General features: G+C 65.7%; 18 protein-coding genes. 3 read left to right on the forward strand and 15 right to left on the reverse strand.

Annotation, left to right across the window (positions count from 1 at the left end):
• The 3 genes from A5711_RS10375 to A5711_RS10385 all read right to left on the reverse strand — a co-directional run.
• On the reverse strand, window positions 1-678 hold a 678-nt coding region (locus A5711_RS10375), incomplete at its 3' end, for an enoyl-CoA hydratase-related protein (RefSeq protein ID WP_231987457.1).
• A 64-nt stretch (window positions 679-742) separates the two neighbouring features.
• Complete coding sequence (gene fetB, locus A5711_RS10380; protein WP_067946105.1) at window positions 743-1,540, reverse strand: iron export ABC transporter permease subunit FetB; 798 nt, start codon at window positions 1,538-1,540, stop codon at window positions 743-745.
• Complete coding sequence (locus A5711_RS10385; RefSeq protein ID WP_197501040.1) at window positions 1,540-2,217, reverse strand: phosphate ABC transporter ATP-binding protein; 678 nt, start codon at window positions 2,215-2,217, stop codon at window positions 1,540-1,542. The genes fetB and A5711_RS10385 overlap by 1 nt, the downstream gene beginning before the upstream one ends.
• Before the next feature lie 16 nt (window positions 2,218-2,233).
• On the opposite strand from A5711_RS10385, the gene A5711_RS26805 reads away from it, so the two are divergent.
• The 3 genes from A5711_RS26805 (at window position 2,234) to A5711_RS10395 (ending at window position 4,541) form a co-directional block, all read left to right on the forward strand.
• Window positions 2,234-2,398, forward strand: coding sequence for a hypothetical protein (locus A5711_RS26805; protein ID WP_102419489.1), 165 nt, complete (start codon window positions 2,234-2,236; stop codon window positions 2,396-2,398).
• Window positions 2,399-3,877, forward strand: coding sequence for a trehalose-6-phosphate synthase (locus tag A5711_RS10390; RefSeq protein WP_067946107.1), 1,479 nt, complete (start codon window positions 2,399-2,401; stop codon window positions 3,875-3,877). It begins immediately after the preceding gene.
• A gap of 85 nt (window positions 3,878-3,962) precedes the next feature.
• On the forward strand, window positions 3,963-4,541 hold the full coding sequence (locus tag A5711_RS10395; protein ID WP_067946109.1) for a hypothetical protein: 579 nt from the start codon (window positions 3,963-3,965) through the stop codon (window positions 4,539-4,541).
• On the opposite strand, the gene A5711_RS10400 is transcribed toward A5711_RS10395, so the two are convergent.
• The 12 genes from A5711_RS10400 to A5711_RS10455 form a co-directional block, all read right to left on the reverse strand.
• Window positions 4,538-5,029 carry a mammalian cell entry protein gene (locus tag A5711_RS10400; RefSeq protein ID WP_067946111.1) on the reverse strand — a complete coding sequence of 164 codons (492 nt, stop codon included), beginning with the start codon at window positions 5,027-5,029 and terminating at the stop codon, window positions 4,538-4,540. The genes A5711_RS10395 and A5711_RS10400 overlap by 4 nt on opposite strands.
• A complete protein-coding gene (locus A5711_RS10405) occupies window positions 5,029-5,703 on the reverse strand; it encodes a mammalian cell entry protein (RefSeq protein WP_067946113.1) in 675 nt (224 codons plus the stop codon). Before A5711_RS10405 ends, A5711_RS10400 begins: the two co-directional genes overlap by 1 nt.
• Window positions 5,704-5,717: 14 nt before the next feature.
• On the reverse strand, window positions 5,718-7,442 hold the full coding sequence (locus A5711_RS10410; RefSeq protein ID WP_067946115.1) for a virulence factor Mce family protein: 1,725 nt from the start codon (window positions 7,440-7,442) through the stop codon (window positions 5,718-5,720).
• A gap of 13 nt (window positions 7,443-7,455) precedes the next feature.
• Window positions 7,456-8,610 (reverse strand): MCE family protein, encoded by a 1,155-nt coding sequence (locus tag A5711_RS10415; RefSeq protein ID WP_067946117.1) that lies wholly within the window; start codon window positions 8,608-8,610, stop codon window positions 7,456-7,458.
• Complete coding sequence (locus A5711_RS10420) at window positions 8,611-10,050, reverse strand: virulence factor Mce family protein (protein WP_067946118.1); 1,440 nt, start codon at window positions 10,048-10,050, stop codon at window positions 8,611-8,613.
• Complete coding sequence (locus A5711_RS10425) at window positions 10,047-11,111, reverse strand: virulence factor Mce family protein (RefSeq protein WP_067946120.1); 1,065 nt, start codon at window positions 11,109-11,111, stop codon at window positions 10,047-10,049. The genes A5711_RS10420 and A5711_RS10425 overlap by 4 nt, the downstream gene beginning before the upstream one ends.
• Window positions 11,101-12,153 carry a virulence factor Mce family protein gene (locus A5711_RS10430; protein ID WP_067946122.1) on the reverse strand — a complete coding sequence of 351 codons (1,053 nt, stop codon included), beginning with the start codon at window positions 12,151-12,153 and terminating at the stop codon, window positions 11,101-11,103. Before A5711_RS10430 ends, A5711_RS10425 begins: the two co-directional genes overlap by 11 nt.
• Entirely contained in the window at window positions 12,153-13,352 is a 1,200-nt protein-coding gene (locus tag A5711_RS10435; protein WP_067946124.1) for a virulence factor Mce family protein, read from the reverse strand. The genes A5711_RS10430 and A5711_RS10435 overlap by 1 nt, the downstream gene beginning before the upstream one ends.
• A 19-nt stretch (window positions 13,353-13,371) precedes the next feature.
• Window positions 13,372-14,214, reverse strand: a complete 843-nt coding sequence (locus A5711_RS10440; RefSeq protein WP_066955180.1) for an ABC transporter permease — start codon at window positions 14,212-14,214, stop codon at window positions 13,372-13,374.
• A 7-nt stretch (window positions 14,215-14,221) separates the two neighbouring features.
• Complete coding sequence (locus tag A5711_RS10445) at window positions 14,222-14,986, reverse strand: ABC transporter permease (protein ID WP_067946127.1); 765 nt, start codon at window positions 14,984-14,986, stop codon at window positions 14,222-14,224.
• A 236-nt stretch (window positions 14,987-15,222) separates the two neighbouring features.
• Window positions 15,223-16,137 (reverse strand): 3-oxoacyl-ACP reductase, encoded by a 915-nt coding sequence (locus A5711_RS10450; protein ID WP_067946129.1) that lies wholly within the window; start codon window positions 16,135-16,137, stop codon window positions 15,223-15,225.
• A gap of 33 nt (window positions 16,138-16,170) precedes the next feature.
• Complete coding sequence (locus A5711_RS10455; RefSeq protein ID WP_067946152.1) at window positions 16,171-16,362, reverse strand: ferredoxin; 192 nt, start codon at window positions 16,360-16,362, stop codon at window positions 16,171-16,173.
• Window positions 16,363-16,395: the final 33 nt, after the last annotated feature.

Raw genomic sequence — 16,395 nt, forward strand, 5'->3', positions numbered from 1 at the left:
TGCGACCTGATCGTGGCCGCCGACAATGCCAAGTTCAGCGATGTCGTCGCGGTGCGCTTGGGGATGCCCGGCGTCGAATATTATGCCCACCCTTGGGAATTCGGTCCCCGCAAGGCCAAAGAGCTGCTGCTGACCGGAGATTCGCTCGACGCCGGGCATCCCCAAGCGCACCGCGACGACATCGCTGAACTTGGCATTGTCGGCGGCCACGATCAGGTCGCACGCCCAAATCAGCATCAGACCCGCGGAGATCGCGTTGCCCTGCACCTGGGCGATGGTGATTTTGCGCAAATCCCGCCAACGGCAGGTGTTTTGGAAGAAGTAGTGCCATTCCTGCAGGTAGATCTTCTCCACGATCGGATCGCGCGTCCCGCCGTTGATCCGGAAGCTCGGAAGTTGGCTACGCTCCGCGATCGCCAGCTCTGAGCCCAAGTCATGGCCCGCGGAGAAGTTCTTGCCGCGCGCCGCCAGGATCACCACGCGCACGGTGTCGTCGGCCTCGGCGCGCAGAAACGCCTCGTCGAGTTGGACCAGCAGGCCGCGGCTTTGCGCGTTGTGGGCTTCCGGCCGGTTCAGCCATATCCGCGCGATGCGGCCCTCGTCGAGGGTTTCGTAGCTGACCAACTCGTCAGCTTCGGCGTTGCCCGTCTGGGCACCGGTTTCCTCGGAAAGTGTCATGCGGCCCACCTCACTTGTTGTCAGGTCCGACGTCGTTACACATTACGGCCAGTGTGTAAGTGGGTCACCGGTGGGTGGGTGAGCCGTCCGGCCGCATGCCCAGCGGCAACAGACGGTGATCGCGGGTGAACGCCAGGCGGACCAGTCCCAGTGCGACGACGACGGTGGTGGCCGCCACCGAGCCCAGGATCAAGAACATCACGACGGCCTGGACCAGCACGGCCTGCACCGGGTGCACGCCGGCGAGGATGAGCCCCGTCATGGCACCCGGGAGGAACACCAGCCCGGTGGCTTTGGTGGTTTCGATTTGCGGCGATATCGCCGACCGCAACGCGGTCCGCAGGTACGGGGAGGCGGCCAGACGGGAGGGCTGCCCGAGGGCGAGCCTGGCTTCGACCTCGTCGCGCTTGTCGCGGAGCTCGTCGACCAGCCGCCGGGCCACCAACACCGTGGCGGTCATCGAGTTGCCGATCATCATCCCGGCGACCGGCACCAACGTCCGCGCCTGCAGGGGGAACACCCGCAGCCCGAAAATCACCCCGAGGGTGATGACGGCCGCGGCGGCGAACGTCGCGATCGTCAGCGGCGCGAGTCGCGGCACCTCAGGCGCCCGACGTCGGGCGAGATCCCCCGCGTAGGCCACCATGCCGGCCACCCACGCCCACGACCACCACAGGGAACGGCCGGGCTCGAACAGCAAGGTCAGGCCGCCGCCGACCAGCAGCAGCTGCGCCAGGGCGCGGGCCGCCGCCCATGCGAGCTGGCCCTGCAGCCCCAACCGCTGCCAGAGCGAGATCGCCGCTGCGACCGCCACCAGAATCAGCGACGCCGCCAGGCCCATCCAGCCGACCTGGCCGTTCATCACGCCGCCGACCCGACCGGGCCGAGCCCCAGGCTTCGACCCCGCTCGATGTGCAGGACGCGGTCCGCGGCGCGTTCCACCTGCGCCGAATCGTGGGTGACCCACAGCGCGGGAATCCCGTCGGCCGCCAGGTCACGCACCGCACGCTCGATCACCCTGGCGGCTTCGGCGTCGACCGCGGAGGTGGGTTCGTCGAGGAGCAACACCTGCGGTCGGGCCATCAGCGTGCGGGCCAGGCACATTCGCTGCGCCTCCCCGCCGGACAAGGCGGTGGCGTCGCGGTCCAGCCAGGATCCGGTCAAACCGACGCGGGACAGGGTGTCGCGCATCCGTCCGTCGGATGCGTCTGGATCGGCTGCCCGCAGGTTGTCGGCGACCGTCCCCGGAAACGGCGACGGCCGCTGGAAACACATGCCCACCCGGCGCCGCAACCACAGCGGATCGATGCCGGCGACGTCCTCGCCGCAGAACGACACTGTGCCGCTCGTCGGCACCTCGAGCCGGTTGCACAGGCGAAGGAGGGTGGACTTGCCTGCGCCCGACGGCCCGAACACCGCCGTCACACCCCGACCCGGGATGGCTGCCGTCAGGCCGTCCAGCGCCCGCACTCCGTGCCGCTCTACGACCACGTCGAGGAACTCGAACATCAAGTCCTCACCCACCTGCTCATCCTGCATCACCTACAGTTATGTCATGGCTACGAAATCTGACCCTGGCGAGATCGGCGACGTCGAACCGGTTGCCGACAGCACCGCGAGCCAGGCCAGGCGAGTCGTCGCGGCCTATGCGAACGACGCCGACGAGTGCCGCGTCTTCCTGTCCATGCTCGGTATTGGGCCCGCAAAACTCGACGCGTAAATGGCACCCGGGGACGGGCACGACTCGAAAACACCCTTCGGGAATTCCGATTTTGTGGTGGTCGCCAACCGGCTGCCGGTAGATCAGGAACGGCTTCCCGACGGCACCACCGCATGGAAGCGCAGCCCCGGCGGCCTGGTGACGGCCCTGGAGCCGCTGCTCCGGCGCCGGCGGGGAGCGTGGGTCGGCTGGGCGGGCGTCGCCGAGGAAGAGACCGACTTCGATGACGAGCCCATCGTCCAGGACGACCTGGAGCTGCGCCCGGTGCGGCTGAGCGCCGACGACATCGCCCAGTACTACGAGGGATTCTCGAACGCCACGCTGTGGCCGCTGTACCACGACGTCATCGTCAAACCGATTTACCACCGTCAATGGTGGGACCGCTACGTCGAGGTCAATCGGCGCTTCGCCGCGGCCACCTCCCGCGCCGCCGCGGAGGGCGCGACCGTGTGGGTGCAGGACTACCAGCTGCAACTGGTGCCGGCGATGCTGCGGGAACTGCGGCCCGACCTGACCATCGGCTTTTTCCTGCACATCCCGTTCCCGCCGGTGGAACTGTTCATGCAGCTGCCGTGGCGCACCGAGATCATCGAGGGCCTGCTCGGCGCGGACCTGGTGGGCTTCCACCTGACCGGGGGCGCCCAGAATTTCCTGTTCCTGTCGCGGCGACTGATCGGCGTGAACACCTCCCGAGGCTCGGTCGGCGTGCGCACACGGTACGGCGAGGTCGATCTCGGGTCGCGCGTCGTCCGGGTGGGCGCCTTCCCCATCTCCATCGATTCCGGCTCGCTCGACCAGGCCGCCCGCGACCGCGACATCAGGCGGCGCGCGCGGGAGATTCGGACGGAGCTGGGCAACCCCCGCAAAGTGCTGCTCGGCGTCGACCGGCTCGACTACACCAAGGGCATCGATGTGCGGCTGAAGGCCTTCTCGGAACTGCTTGCGGAGGGACGCGCGAAACGCGACGACACCGTTCTGGTGCAGCTCGCGACGCCGAGCCGCGAACGCGTGGAGAGTTACCAGATTCTGCGCAACGACATCGAGCGCGAGGTGGGCCACATCAACGGCGAGTACGCCGAGGTCGGTCATCCGGTGGTGCACTACTTGCACCGTCCGGTCCCCCGCACCGAATTGATCGCGTTCTTCGTGGCCGCCGACGTCATGCTGGTCACCCCGCTGCGCGACGGCATGAACCTGGTCGCCAAGGAGTACGTCGCCTGCCGCAGCGACCTCGGCGGTGCGCTGGTCCTGTCCGAATTCACCGGCGCCGCCGCCGAACTCCGGCAGGCCTATCTGGTCAACCCGCACGACCTCGAGGGCGTAAAGGACGCGATCGAAGCGGCGCTGAACCAGCCCATCGAGGAGGGCCGGCGCCGGATGCGGTCGATGCGGCGGCAGGTCCTCGCCCACGACGTCGACCGCTGGGCGCGCTCATTCCTGGACGCATTGGCGGAGCCGCAGGCGCAGGACGCCAAGTAGGCCGCGCGAACCCATGGTGCTGCCGCGCAAACGCTGTGATACTCGGGGGATCGGTCCAGGGGAAGGTCCGAGAAGGGAGGGCACTGTGAAGCTCCGTCGCGGGTTGGCCGCTGGCGCAGGCATCTTCTCGGCAGTCGCCATCGGGATCGCGCTGGATTCCGGTGACCCCGCGCACGCGATCGGACCGCCGCCGGATGGCAACTACAACTACAACGAGGCGGGGGTTTCCGGGGTGACCTGGACGATCTCGGCCCTGTGCGATCAGCCGTCCGGAACCCGGAACATGAACGACTACTCCGACCCGATCGTGTTCGCGATGAACTGCGCCCTGAACATCGTCAGCTCGACGAACGAGCGGATCAGCGCCGCGGACAAACTGCAGAACTTCAGCGGCAGGGCCCGGATGACCAGCATGCTGTGGACATTCAAAGTCGAGAAATCAGACGGGGTTTCGTGTCCGGGCGGCGGCACTGCACCGTCCACCGACACGTATGCGTTCAGCGACGAGAACATGAGCGGCACCCACACCAGCCTGCACGGCGCCGTCTGCGGGATGCAGCCGGAGATGAAGAAAACGCCGTTCTCCTTGGCCTTGGCCGGTCCGCCGCCCAGCCCGATCGAACGTTATCCGTTGTACTGCAACGGGATTGCGATGTGCTACTAGATCGGCGTGATGTAGGCGATCAGCCATTGCTTGCCGATCTTCTTGAAGTCGACCCGCAGCCGGCTGCCGTCGTAGAGCGGCTGGCGTGTTTTATCGGTCACGGTGCGGTTCATATAGACCATCAGCGATGCCGAATCACGCTTGGCGGACATCACTCCCACGCCCACGACGTTCGCCTGGACGACCACCTCGCGTTTCTTGGCCTCCGGAATGATCTGCGCGTTCGCGCTTTTCCGGAATTCCTGGCGATAGTCGGGGGTCAACAGCGGGTACGCGTCGCTGAGGCTGCGTTCCACCGTCTGATAGTCATAGGCGAAGACCTGGGGAATCTCCTTGGTAGCCAGGGCCGGTAGCACCGCCCGCGCCGCTTCCTCGCCGCGCGTCTGCACCCGCCCCCAGTAGAACCAGCCTGCCGCCGCGGACAACCCGACGAACACCAGAATCAGGAGGTAGCCCGCGACGATGAGCAGCCGGCGCCGCCACCGCATCAATTACCCCCGTTGGGGTACTTCAGGTCGTAGCCCGTCATCCGGCCCTGCTCGTCCTCGTGCACGATCACTCGCAGGCGATAGGGCATGGACGGTTTGTTCACGCCGTCGATGTCGGCGACTGTCACCCGCACCGAGACAAGCACGGACGCGTTGTCGGTTACGGTGTCGATTCCCTCGAGCGCGGCACCGTTGATGACCGCTTCCGACGTCGCGTTGGTGGAGCGGAAGATGCCCTTGAGGTTCTCGATGTTGTTGTTGGCGCCGAGCATGCCGCGCAGCGGTCCGCTGGTGCCGTTGAAGAAGCGGTTCACACTCTCGTCGATGTTGTCCTGCTTATAGCTGAACATGTTGACCACCGTTTGCGTGGCGGTGTCGACGAACCGCTGGTCGCGCGCTTGCTGGGCGTTGGCGTGCCGCTGCTGGACGACGAGCACGGCCAAGCAGCCGGCCAGCGCGCCGATGGCCAACACCGCGGCCGCGAACGAAATCCATGCCACCAAGGCGCGGTGCGGCTGCCGCCGCGGTGGCGGCTTGAGGGATTTGAGCGTCTTGACGGACTTGGCCGGCTGCGCCGGCGCGGCTTCGACCTGCACCGTGGCGGCCTCGCTCGCCTCCCCTTTCGCGGGGCCGGCCGCGCGGGAGGCCCGGCGGCGAACGCGCGGATTGGTCATTGGCTCGACTGCCACTACATCGGCCTCGGATCAAGCATCAGGTCCACCCAATTCTCGGCGCTGGACACGCCGCTAGCACCGGCCGCGAAAATACCAGTGCCACCGGCCGGGTCCCTAAATGCGCCCGTCTTCTCGTCATAGGTGGCATATGCGGGCCCACTGGCCTGCGGCTGCGGACCAGGTGGCGGCCCCCACGGCTTCTCGGGTCCCGGGCCCGCCGGCGGGGGATTGATCCCTACTGGCGGAGCCGGCGGCGGCAGCCACTTGGGATATGGCAGCTGCGGTGGCACGGGCGGAACGCCGGGCGGCTGCCACGACGTGAACGGCGGTGGCGGCCCGTTGTCGTTGGGCGGCGGCGGATCGTATGCCGGCTGCTTGTTCGGCAACGGGCCCGGCCCCGGCGCCACCCCGGGCGGAGGCGGCCCGACAATTGGTGTGCCCGGGTCGGGTTCGGCATCCGGCGGGATGTAGGGGAACTTGTTGGGCGGCAACACGTTCAGCCCGTTGGTCATCGGGGTGTCGTACGGCACGGGCGGACCACGCCACGGGTTGCGGCCGATGGGAACGTAGCCCTTGGGGTCACGGCAGAGCTGAACGGTCGGCGCCCGTTTGCCGGGGAATTCCTGGCACGGATAGTTGCGCGCGCCCCGCACGGTGCTCGGATCGTTCTGAGCCACCTTGCAGTACATGTCCCGCGGCAGCTCGCGCACCGTCTCGTCGGCCGGCGTGCGCATCAACGGCGGGGGCAGGAAGCCGACGGCGCACGGCGGCGGGTCGTTGAGGTCCAGCTTGAAGTCCAGCTTGGCGCCTTCGTCCTGCGGTGCGCCGCCGGCCGCCGTCGTGATCGCGGCGAACAGCGCCGGCAGCACGACCAGCAGCTGCTCTATCGACTTGTGGTAGATAACGCCCACCCGACCCAGGTTGGCCAGGCTGGCGGCCAGTGTCGGGAAGGACGGGCGGATGCCGGAGAACGCGGTGCTGGCTTCGTCGGTCGCGCCCGGGGCGGTAGCCAGCGTGTCGCGCAGCTGCGGGTCGGCCTGGCGCACCTCGGAGGTGAACCGCGCGAGCCCGTCGGACAGCGATTTGATGTCGGCGCCGGCGCGAATCTGAGACTGCAGGAACGGGCCGGCCTGGTCAATCAGCTGTGAGGCCTGCGGGTAGTTCGCGTTTGCCTCGTCCACCAGCAGCCGGGCGGACTCGAACAACCGGGCCAGCTCGGGTCCGGACCCGTTGGCCGCGATGAACGTCTCGTGCAAAACCTCGCGCAAACGGGTGTCGCCCAAGCTGTTGGTCAGGGCCTCCGCGCGTTTCAACAGGTCGGCGACGTCCTGACCGATCCGGGTGTTTTGCCGCTCGATCCGAAACCCGTTGTGCAGCTTGGTCCCCGCCGGTGAGCTCGGTGGCACCAGGTCGATGTATTGCTCACCGACGGCCGACACGCTCTTGACGGTGGCGGTGACATTCGAAGGGATGGGCGTGCCGCTGTTCAGCCGCATCTCGGCGGTGACGCCATTGGGATTGAGTCCCACCGATTCCACCCGGCCGACGGCGACGCCGCGGTAGGTGACGTTGGCGTTCTTGTACAAGCCACCGCCGGCGACGAAATCGGCCGTCCCCGCGTAGGTTCCGAGGCCGAACGTCGCAGGCAGCCGCAGGTAGAAGATCGCCATCACAGTCAGTGTGACGGCGGTGATCACCGCGAATATCCACAGCTGGATCCTGGTTAGCCTGTCGTGCATCTGCGCCCGCCCCCTACTGTCCTGAACCGGTGCCAGGCGGAATCTTGAACGGGTCGGCCGCCTGTCCGGACAGGTTGGCCATTTCACCGACCAAAAAGTCGGGCGGATTCAGGATCTCGTTCATGTGGGCCATGTTCGGGTCGAAATACGCCGTGGTGAAGAAGGTTTCACCGAGCCGGCGCAGCGTGAGGTCGAAGGTGGTGAACACGTTGAGGTAGTCACCGCGCACCGCATTCTTGATGCCGAAGTTGGGGAAGGGGAACGTCAGCAAGAGCTGAAGCGACGTGACGAAGTTCTTCCGGTTGTCGGCGAGCGCCTTGGATGCGGCGTAGAGGTCTTTGAGGTCGGCGGCGAAGTCCACCTTGGTTTTCGCCAGCACATGCGAGGTCACCGTCGCCAGCTTCTTGAGCGCGGAGAACGCCTCGACGATATGGTCGCGGTTCTTGTTGAGCACCCGAATCGCGTCGGGCAGTGTGTCCAGCGCCCGGCCCAGGTTGTCCTTATCGCGCGCCAGGCTCGCCGAAAATCGGTTCAGGCCGTCGACCGCATCGATGATGTCGTTGACTTGCCGGTTGAGTCCGGCGGTCAGTTCCGCCAGCCGCGGCACCAGGTCGACGAACTGGTCTTGCCGACCCGCGACGGCCTGATAGGTCTCGTCGGTGATCTCTTCCAGGGCACCGACGTTGCCCTTGTTCACCACGACGCCGAGGGCCGACAGCACCTCCTCGGTGGTGGGATAGCGGCCGGTGTTGGACTCGGAGATTTTGGACCCGTCGGTCAGTTTGCCGACGGCCGGCTTGCCCTTGGGGCGCGCCAGGTCGATGTGCATCGAACCCAGCAGCGATGTCTGGGCGACGGTCGCTGTCGCATTGGCGGGCAGCGAAACATGCTTGTCCAGTGACAATTTCACTGCCGCGAAGAACGATCCATCGGACCGCTGCACGGCTTGAATGCCCGAGACACTGCCGACGGTGACGTCGTCAACCATGACCGGAGAGTTCTGCGGCAGGGTCGCCACGTCGGGCAGATCGACGGTGATCGAGTAGGCGCCCCCGCCATGGCCCGCCGTGCCGGGCATCGCCAGCGAGTTCAGACCGTTGAATTGACAGCCGGCCAGCAGAGCGCTTCCCGCAGCTAAAGCGCTGCCGCGCAACCATATTCGGTTCACTCAGCCGCCCCCTTGATCGGTAAGCGCCACCGGCGCCTGGCCCGGCGCGGGGCCCGGGAGCGGCCCGAAAGCGCTCCCCGGGGCGGGGCCGGGGGCCGGACCGGCATTACCCAAGGCCGGCGCGGGGCCGGGGGCCGGGCCGGTCTGCGGAGCCGGCGGGACCAGCAACGCCTGCAGGTCCGCCGGGTTCTGGGCGGCGGGCGGCGTCTTGGCACCATTGGCCGGGATCCAGGTGAGATCGGGGACCGGGGTCGCCGACTTGGCCTGGGTTTCCGGGGTGTCGTAGATGATCTGACCCTTGTAGGCCGTAATCGTGTTCAGCGGGTGGAACATGATCGGCGGGTAATTGACGGTGAGCCTGCGCAGCACCGGTCCTAGCCGCTCACGGCAGAGCTCGGCGCGCTTGAAGTAGTCGGGGGCGCGCGGTCCGGCGGCCGTCTCGAAGGACCCACCGCAGATGAACTGCACGGGGTTGGCGAATTCCGGAATCGACAACAGGCCGTTGAGCGTGCCCTGCGCCGGGTCGTAGATGTTGTAGAAATTTGCGATGCCGGGGCCCGCCACGTGCAGCACCTGCTCGATGTTCTCGCTCTGGTCGCTCAGCGTCTTGGCGAAGTCGTTGAGGTTATTGACTGTATCGATGATGGTCGAGTTGTTCTCGTGCAGGAATCCCCGGATGTCGGAGAGCGCCTTGTTGAGGGTGCCCAGGGTGTTGTCGAGGTGACGTGAGCTGTCGGCGAGCACCTGGGAGACCGAGGCGACGTTCCCGGCGAACTGCACGATCTGTTCGTTGCTGGCCGACAGCGCGTTGACCAGAACCTGAAGATTCTTGACCGTGCCGAAGATGTCACTGCGTGAATCCCCCAGCCGCCCGGCGGCTTGGGAGAGCTCGCGCAACGCGTTGTGAAACGACTCGCCGTTGCCGTTGAACGTGTCCGCGGCCTGGTTGATCGCCCGGCCCAACGGCCCCTGCATCGACCCCGTGGTGGGCCCGAGCTGCACGGCCAGTTGCGTCAGCGACTCTTTGACCTCGTCCCACTCCACCGGGACCCCGGTACGTTCCAGGCCAATGCTCGCGCCGTCGGCCAGCACCGGGCCACCGGTGTAAGCCGGCGTCATCTGAATGAACCGCGCCGCCACCAGGTTCGGCGACATGATGATGGCCTTGGCGTCCTTCGGGATCTTCACGTCCTTGGACACCGACATGGTGATCTTGACATCGGAGGGCCGCGGCTCGATGGTGTCGATGTGCCCCACCGGAACGCCCAGGACGCGGACCTGGTCGCCGGGATAGAGACCGACGGCGGACGTGAAGTAACCGACGATGCTGCGCGTGTTGCCGGTCGACGACAGCACATAAACGCCACCCACCAACACCGCGACGAGCGCGATGGCGGTGGTGTAGCGCAGCCCCCGGCTGCCGGCGATCCGCCGCATCATGGCGACTTCGGCCTAATGATCCAACGCTCCTGGATCAGCCCGCGCAGGTAATCGGCCAAGCTAGCCGGCATCTTCCCGGGCTGGTAGAAGAAGTCGAACATCGTCGCGAGCAGCGGCGCGGGGATCACCCCGTAGACGTTGACGTTGAATCCCGGTCCGGAACCCACGACCTCGCCCAACTCGGTCGCGTAGGTCGGCAGCCGTTTGAGGGCCTCGGTGATGTAATCGCGGCGCTCGTTGAGATTGCTCAGCACGTCGTTGAGCTTGCTCAGCGACGGCCCGAACTCCTTGCGGTTGTCGGCGACGAAGCCGGAGATCTGCGCGGAGAGTCCCTGGATTCCCGAGATCAGCCGCCCCAGGGCGGCTCGCCGCTCGTCGAGCGCGGCGAACAACTCGTTACCGTCGTCGACCAGCTTGTTGACCTGGTCGGCGCGCTGGGACAGCACGCCCGTCACCGACTTCGCATGTGCGAGAAGGCTTTGCAGCGCCTCGTCGCGCCGGTTCAGCGTTCGCGACAGCGTCGTCACACCGTCGAGCGCACCGCGCAGCTCGGGGGTGGCGTCGTGCAGCGTGTCGGTCAAGACGTTCAACGCCTGCTCGAACTGAGGCTTGTTCAGGTTGTTGGCGTTTTGACCCAGATCCTCCAGCGCGCCGGCGAGTGTGTACGGCGTGGTCGTGCGGCTGAGCGGGATCGTGGTCGACCTGCCGCTCCCGGCCGGGCTCACGGCGATGGAGCGCTCCCCGAGGATGGTGTCGGTGCGGATCGCGGCCAGTGACTGATCTCCAACGGCGACATGGCGATCCACGCTGAAGCTGATCTTGGCGCTGTCTCCGGCCAGGCCGACCGACGTCACCTTACCTACCTTGAGGCCAGAGACGTACACCGCGTTACCGGGATTGATGCCGCCGGCGTCAGAGAAATAGGCGTCGTAGATCTTTCCCTGCGGCCAGAACGGTAATGCCGCGTAGCCGAATGCGATGAGCACAACACACACGACCAGCACCACCCCGAAGATGCCTGTGCGCAGCGGATCGCGCTCACGCTTGGCGTTACTTGGCAAAAGCGCACCTCCCCTTGCTGGGATCCACCTGGCCACCGAGGGGCAGCAGGATGTCGCTTCCCGCGGGGCCGTTGATCTTGATCGTCACCGAGCAGAAGTAAATGTTGAAGAACGAGCCGTAGGCACCCAGCGCGGCCAGCCGCAGATAATCCTCGCCCAGCTGCTCGACGTCGTTGTTGACCTCGGCCTTGCGGTTGTCCAGTTCGGTCGCCAGCGGCCGGGTGTTCTCCAGGATGCCCTGCAGCGGCCGGCGCGAATTCTGCAGTAGCTCGGTCAGATCCGTCGTCGTCGACGCCAGCGGCGGAATGGCGCCCGCGATGTCGTCCTTGTTCTTGGCCAGCCCGCTGATCAGTTGCTGCAACTGGTCGACGCTGGTCGAGAATTGGGCGCTGCGCTCATCGACGGTCTTGAGCACCGTGTTGAGGTTGTTGATCACGTCACCGATCAGTTGGTCGCGCTGGCCCAATGCCGACGAGAACGCGCTCGTGTCGGCCAGCACGTTGGACAACGCGCCGCCCTGGCCCTGCAACAACTCGATGACCGCGCTGCTGATCGTGTTGACCTTGTCCGCGTCCAGACCCTTGAGCACCGGGCGAAGCCCGCCCAGCAGCGCGTCGAGATCCAGTGCAGGCTGGGTGTGTTGGGCGTTGATCGTGCCGCCCGGCGGCAGCTTGCGCAGCTCCCCCGGTCCCGAGGTGATCTCCAAATACCGATCACCGACCAGGTTTTCGTAGCGAATCACCGCGCGCGTCGAGGAATAAAGCGTGTAACGATTGTCGAGACCGAACGACACGTCGATGGTGTTGTCGGGGTTGAGCTTTACGCCGGACACCGCACCGACCGGAACACCGGCGATGCGCACCTTCTGGCCCGCCTTCAACCGGGACACATCGGTAAACGTTGCGTGATAAGTGCTTTCGGGACCGAACCGGAAGTCACCGAAGATCACCACCAAGCCCGCGGATACGAGCAGCATGGCCACCGTGAAGATGCTGACCTTGATCATCATCGAGCGGTGCGTCGGCATCTCCCCCGCGGCCATCAGAAGTCGTCCCGTTCCGCGAAGGCGCCGTGGAACAAGAACTGAAGCGTCGAGGGCGCGTCGAACTGCAGTTCGGTGAACGGCTCGTACGGAACGTTCGCGTTGTCGGTGACCAGGAACGGTGACCGGAAGAACGACCCACCGGTCTGTTTCGTCGGAATGTCCGGCAGCCCACGGCAGTTCGGCCCACCTGAGGCGTTGACGATCGGCAGGGACTCGGGGAACGTGTACGACGGCGCGCCGAGGACGAAGCTCGAGGACGTGAACAGGCCCGCTTTGCGGACACCGAGCAGTGGGGCGAACTCCTTGATACCGCGCTCGATGCCGGCGAACAGGCAGCCGAATTCGGGTGAATAATCAGCGGCCACCTTCAGTGGGGCCCGCAGCCGGTTGATGGCGTCGATGAAGTCCTGTTCGGCCGGAGCCAACGTCTCATAAGCGTTGTTGGCCAGGCCGATCGTGGCCAGCAAGGTGTCGTTGAGGTTGTTCTGCTGGTCGACGACGGTCTTGTTGATCGTCGGAAGGTTGTCGAAGATGGTGTTGAGATCCGGAGCGGCGTCGGCGTAGATGTTGGTGACCACCGCCGCCTTACGGAAGTCCTCCTGCAGCGCAGGCAGTTTCGGGTTCGTTTGCTGGGTCAGCGTGTTGAGGCCGGACAAAATGCCGCCGAAGTCGTCGCCGTGACCGCGCAGACCCTCGGACAGCGCGCTCAAAGTGCCGTTGAGTTCGACGGGGTCGATCTTGTGCAGCAGGTCCATCAGCGACTGGAACAGGGTGTTGACTTCCAGCTGCACCGCAGAGGCCGCAACGTGGGCGTTCGGACGTAGGGAGGTCGGCGAAGGGTTCTGCGGCGGAAGGAATTCCACCGATTTGGCGCCGAATATGGTGTTACCCGCGATATGCACCGGCGCATTGGAGGGAACGAAGTGCATGTCGTCGCTGTTGATGCCCAGCGTCAGACGCGCCTGGTCATCGGAGTAGTCGATGGCCTCGACCTTGCCGATCTGGATGCCCCGGTATTTGACCTTGGCGCCTTTCTCCATCACCAGCCCGGCCCGGGGGGCCGAGACCGTGACCTTGTCGATCGAGGCGAAAGCCGCTGTGTAGGAAAGGTAAGTCACGACGGCGAACGCCAGTATCAGGCCGGCCAGCACTACGGCTGCCAGCCTGACGGAGGTTCGCGTTCCTGTGTCTGCCATGTTCCTTTAAGCGGTCCTCTTACCCGGAGAGGTTGAAGTTACCGGACGCGCCGTAAACGGCGAGTGAGATGAACAGTGTGATGACGACGACGACGATCAGCGAGGTGCGCACGGCCTGGCCGACCGCGATGCCGACGCCGACCGGCCCGCCGCTGGCGTTGTAGCCGTAATAGGTATGGACGAGCATCACCGCGATGGACATGACGATCGCCTGCAGGAACGACCACAGCAGGTCCGAGGGGATCAGGAAGGTGTTGAAGTAGTGGTCGTAGAGACCCTTGGATTGTCCGTTGATGTACACCGTGGTGAAGCGGGCGGCGAAGAACGCGGCCAGTACCGACAGTGAATACAACGGGATGATCGCGATGAGTCCGGCGATCAGCCGGGTCGACACCAGGTAGGACACCGAGTGCACCGCCATGCATTCGACCGCGTCGATCTCCTCGGACACCCGCATGGCGCCCAATTGCGCGGTGGCACCGGCGCCGATGGTGGCGGCCAGCGCGATGCCCGCGATCACCGGCGCGACCACGCGGACGTTGAGAAAAGCCGACAGGAAGCCGGTCAGCGCCTCGATGCCGATGTTGCCCAACGAGGAATACCCCTGCACGGCGATGACGCCGCCGGAGGCCAGGGTGAGGAAGGCCGCGACACCCACCGTGCCGCCGATCATCACGAGCGCCCCGGCGCCCATTGTCATCTCGGCGATCAGCCGGACCGTCTCTTTGCGGTAGCGGGTGAGGGCATTCGGGACGTACCGGACGGTCTGCCCGTAGAACAACGCCTGCTCACCGAAGTCGTCGATCGGCTCCTGCAGCCGGAAGGCGAGGTTACGCAGCCGGTAGGTGACGTCGTAGCTCATCGAGTACTCACTTCGCCGAGATTCGTACGCCGATGGCGGTCATCACCACGTTGATGACGAACAGACAGATGAATGCGTAGACCACGGTTTCGTTGACCGCGTTGCCGACGCCCTTCGGGCCACCCTTGACGGTCAGGCCGCGATAGCAGCCGACCAGGCCGGCCATCACTCCGAACAGCAGCGCCTTGACCTCGGCGAGCACCAGCTCGCGCAGGCCGGTCAGCACGGTCAGTCCGTTGATGAAGGCGCCCGGGTTGACACCCTGCAGGAAGACGGAGAACACATAACCACCGGACAGGCCGATGGCGCACACCAAGCCGTTGAGCAAAAGCGCAACAACAGTGGAGGCCAGCACGCGGGGTACCACGAGTCGCTGGACCGGGTCGATGCCCAGCACCCGCATCGCGTCGATCTCCTCGCGGATGGTGCGCGCGCCGAGGTCGGCGCAGATCGCGGTGGCGCCGGCACCCGCGACGACGAGCACGGTGACCACCGGACCCAGCTGGGTGATGGTGCCGAAGGCCGTTCCGGCGCCGGACAAGTCGGCGGCGCCGATTTCGCGGAGCAGGATATTCAGCGTGAACGCCACCAGCACAGTGAATGGAATCGATACCAGCAGCGTCGGGACCAGCGACACGCGCGCGATCATCCACGTCTGTTCGAGGAACTCGCCCAATTGGAACGGCCGGCGGAAAGCCTGCCGGCCGGTGTCGATCATCATTTCGAAGAACCCGCCGACGGCACGGGCGGGGACGGCAAGCTGCTGCATCAACTTGGCTACCCCCCTCAGCTGCTCGCGGCGAAGTCTATGCGTCGCCTTAGCGGTATCTCTCGTCGCATGCGGCTCGGTGTGAGCCGGATCATATTAACCCAGAACAAGTTAATGCTGTCAATGAACAGCATTTCCTTGTCTGAAACGTTAACTTGCCAGGTCAGATGCGCTTATGACATTCCAAACTGACACACGTTCTTACTGCTGATTCCCCCCCACGAAGTAACCTCACACAGCTATTGCTCCATCAGCCCCACCGCGGAAAAGTTCCGCTCCGGATCCCGCCCAGCAAAGTACTCTTGCAGCGTCGCACTCAGTTGCGCAGGCTCCCAAGCCTCCCCCGAGGCGCTGAACTGATGCTCAGCGGTCGGCGCCGCAACCAATGTCACCCGCGGCCCGTAGACGATGAATACCTGGCCGTTGACTTCCGCGGCCGCCGGCGACGACAAGAACTTGACCAGGCTGACCACGTGCTCGGGTGACAGCGGGTCGATCCCGCCCTCCTCGACGTCAGGTGCGGCACCGAAGACGTCGGCTGTCATGGCGGTACGGGCGCGCGGGCAAATCGCGTTGGCGCACACCCCGTACCGACCGAGCGCCCGCGCGGCCGTCAGGGTGAGCGAGATGATGCCGGCCTTGGCGGCGCCGTAGTTGGCCTGACCCACCGGGCCGACGAGCCCCGCCTCCGACGCCGTGTTGACCAGCCGGCCGTAGACGGTTCCCCCGGCATCCTTTGCTTTGGAGCGCCAGTAGGTGGCCGCGTTGCGGGTGAGCAGGAAATGGCCGCGCAGGTGCACCGCGATCACCAGGTCCCATTCCTCGTCGGACATGTTGAACAGCATTCGGTCGCGGGTGATCCCCGCGTTGTTGACCACGATGTCCAGCCCACCGAGACCATCGGCCTGGGCGACCAGCTCGTCGGCGGTTGCCCGCTCGCTGATGTCGCCGGCCACCGCGACCGCCTTGGAGCCGGCGGTGTTGATTTCGTCGATGACGTCTGAGGCATCGAGGGCGGCGGCGATGTCGTTGACGACGACGGTGGCGCCGGCCCGGGCGAGGCCGAGAGCTTCGGCGCGGCCCAGTCCCGCGGCCGCACCGGTCACCACCGCGACCTTTCCGGAGAGATCGGTCGCGTTCGTGCTGCTAGTCAATTTATGAATACCTCTAGTTTCGGGTCACGCACTTCAGTCTTCGCGCAACAGCGCGGCTCGCGGGCATTCGGCTATCGCCTGCTCGGCCAACTGCTCCTGATCGGCGGGAATGTGGTCGAGCTTCACGACGGCGTAATCGTCGTCGTCCAGGTCGAAGATATCCGGCGCGATTCCCATGCACACGGCGTTACCTTCACACCGGTCACGGTCGACGATCACCCGCACAGCACCCTCCTTGCACCTGGCCTTCACCTGAGG

The sequence above is a fragment of the Mycobacterium sp. E2238 genome, from assembly GCF_001672665.1.
Taxonomy (GTDB): Bacteria; Actinomycetota; Actinomycetes; order Mycobacteriales; family Mycobacteriaceae; genus Mycobacterium.

What these genes read in the sequence shown, in the direction of transcription:
- A5711_RS10405 (WP_067946113.1), bottom strand. Translation starts at nt 5,703, where the DNA reads ATGACCAATCCGCGCGTTCGCCGCCGGGCCTCCCGCGCGGCCGGCCCC.
- A5711_RS10410 (WP_067946115.1), bottom strand. Translation starts at nt 7,442, where the DNA reads ATGCACGACAGGCTAACCAGGATCCAGCTGTGGATATTCGCGGTGATC.
- A5711_RS10390 (WP_067946107.1), top strand. Translation starts at nt 2,399, where the DNA reads ATGGCACCCGGGGACGGGCACGACTCGAAAACACCCTTCGGGAATTCC.
- A5711_RS10435 (WP_067946124.1), bottom strand. Translation starts at nt 13,352, where the DNA reads ATGGCAGACACAGGAACGCGAACCTCCGTCAGGCTGGCAGCCGTAGTG.
- A5711_RS10430 (WP_067946122.1), bottom strand. Translation starts at nt 12,153, where the DNA reads ATGGCCGCGGGGGAGATGCCGACGCACCGCTCGATGATGATCAAGGTC.
- A5711_RS10400 (WP_067946111.1), bottom strand. Translation starts at nt 5,029, where the DNA reads ATGCGGTGGCGGCGCCGGCTGCTCATCGTCGCGGGCTACCTCCTGATT.
- fetB (WP_067946105.1), bottom strand. Translation starts at nt 1,540, where the DNA reads ATGAACGGCCAGGTCGGCTGGATGGGCCTGGCGGCGTCGCTGATTCTG.
- A5711_RS10440 (WP_066955180.1), bottom strand. Translation starts at nt 14,214, where the DNA reads ATGAGCTACGACGTCACCTACCGGCTGCGTAACCTCGCCTTCCGGCTG.
- A5711_RS10385 (WP_197501040.1), bottom strand. Translation starts at nt 2,217, where the DNA reads ATGCAGGATGAGCAGGTGGGTGAGGACTTGATGTTCGAGTTCCTCGAC.
- A5711_RS26805 (WP_102419489.1), top strand. Translation starts at nt 2,234, where the DNA reads ATGGCTACGAAATCTGACCCTGGCGAGATCGGCGACGTCGAACCGGTT.
- A5711_RS10420 (WP_067946118.1), bottom strand. Translation starts at nt 10,050, where the DNA reads ATGATGCGGCGGATCGCCGGCAGCCGGGGGCTGCGCTACACCACCGCC.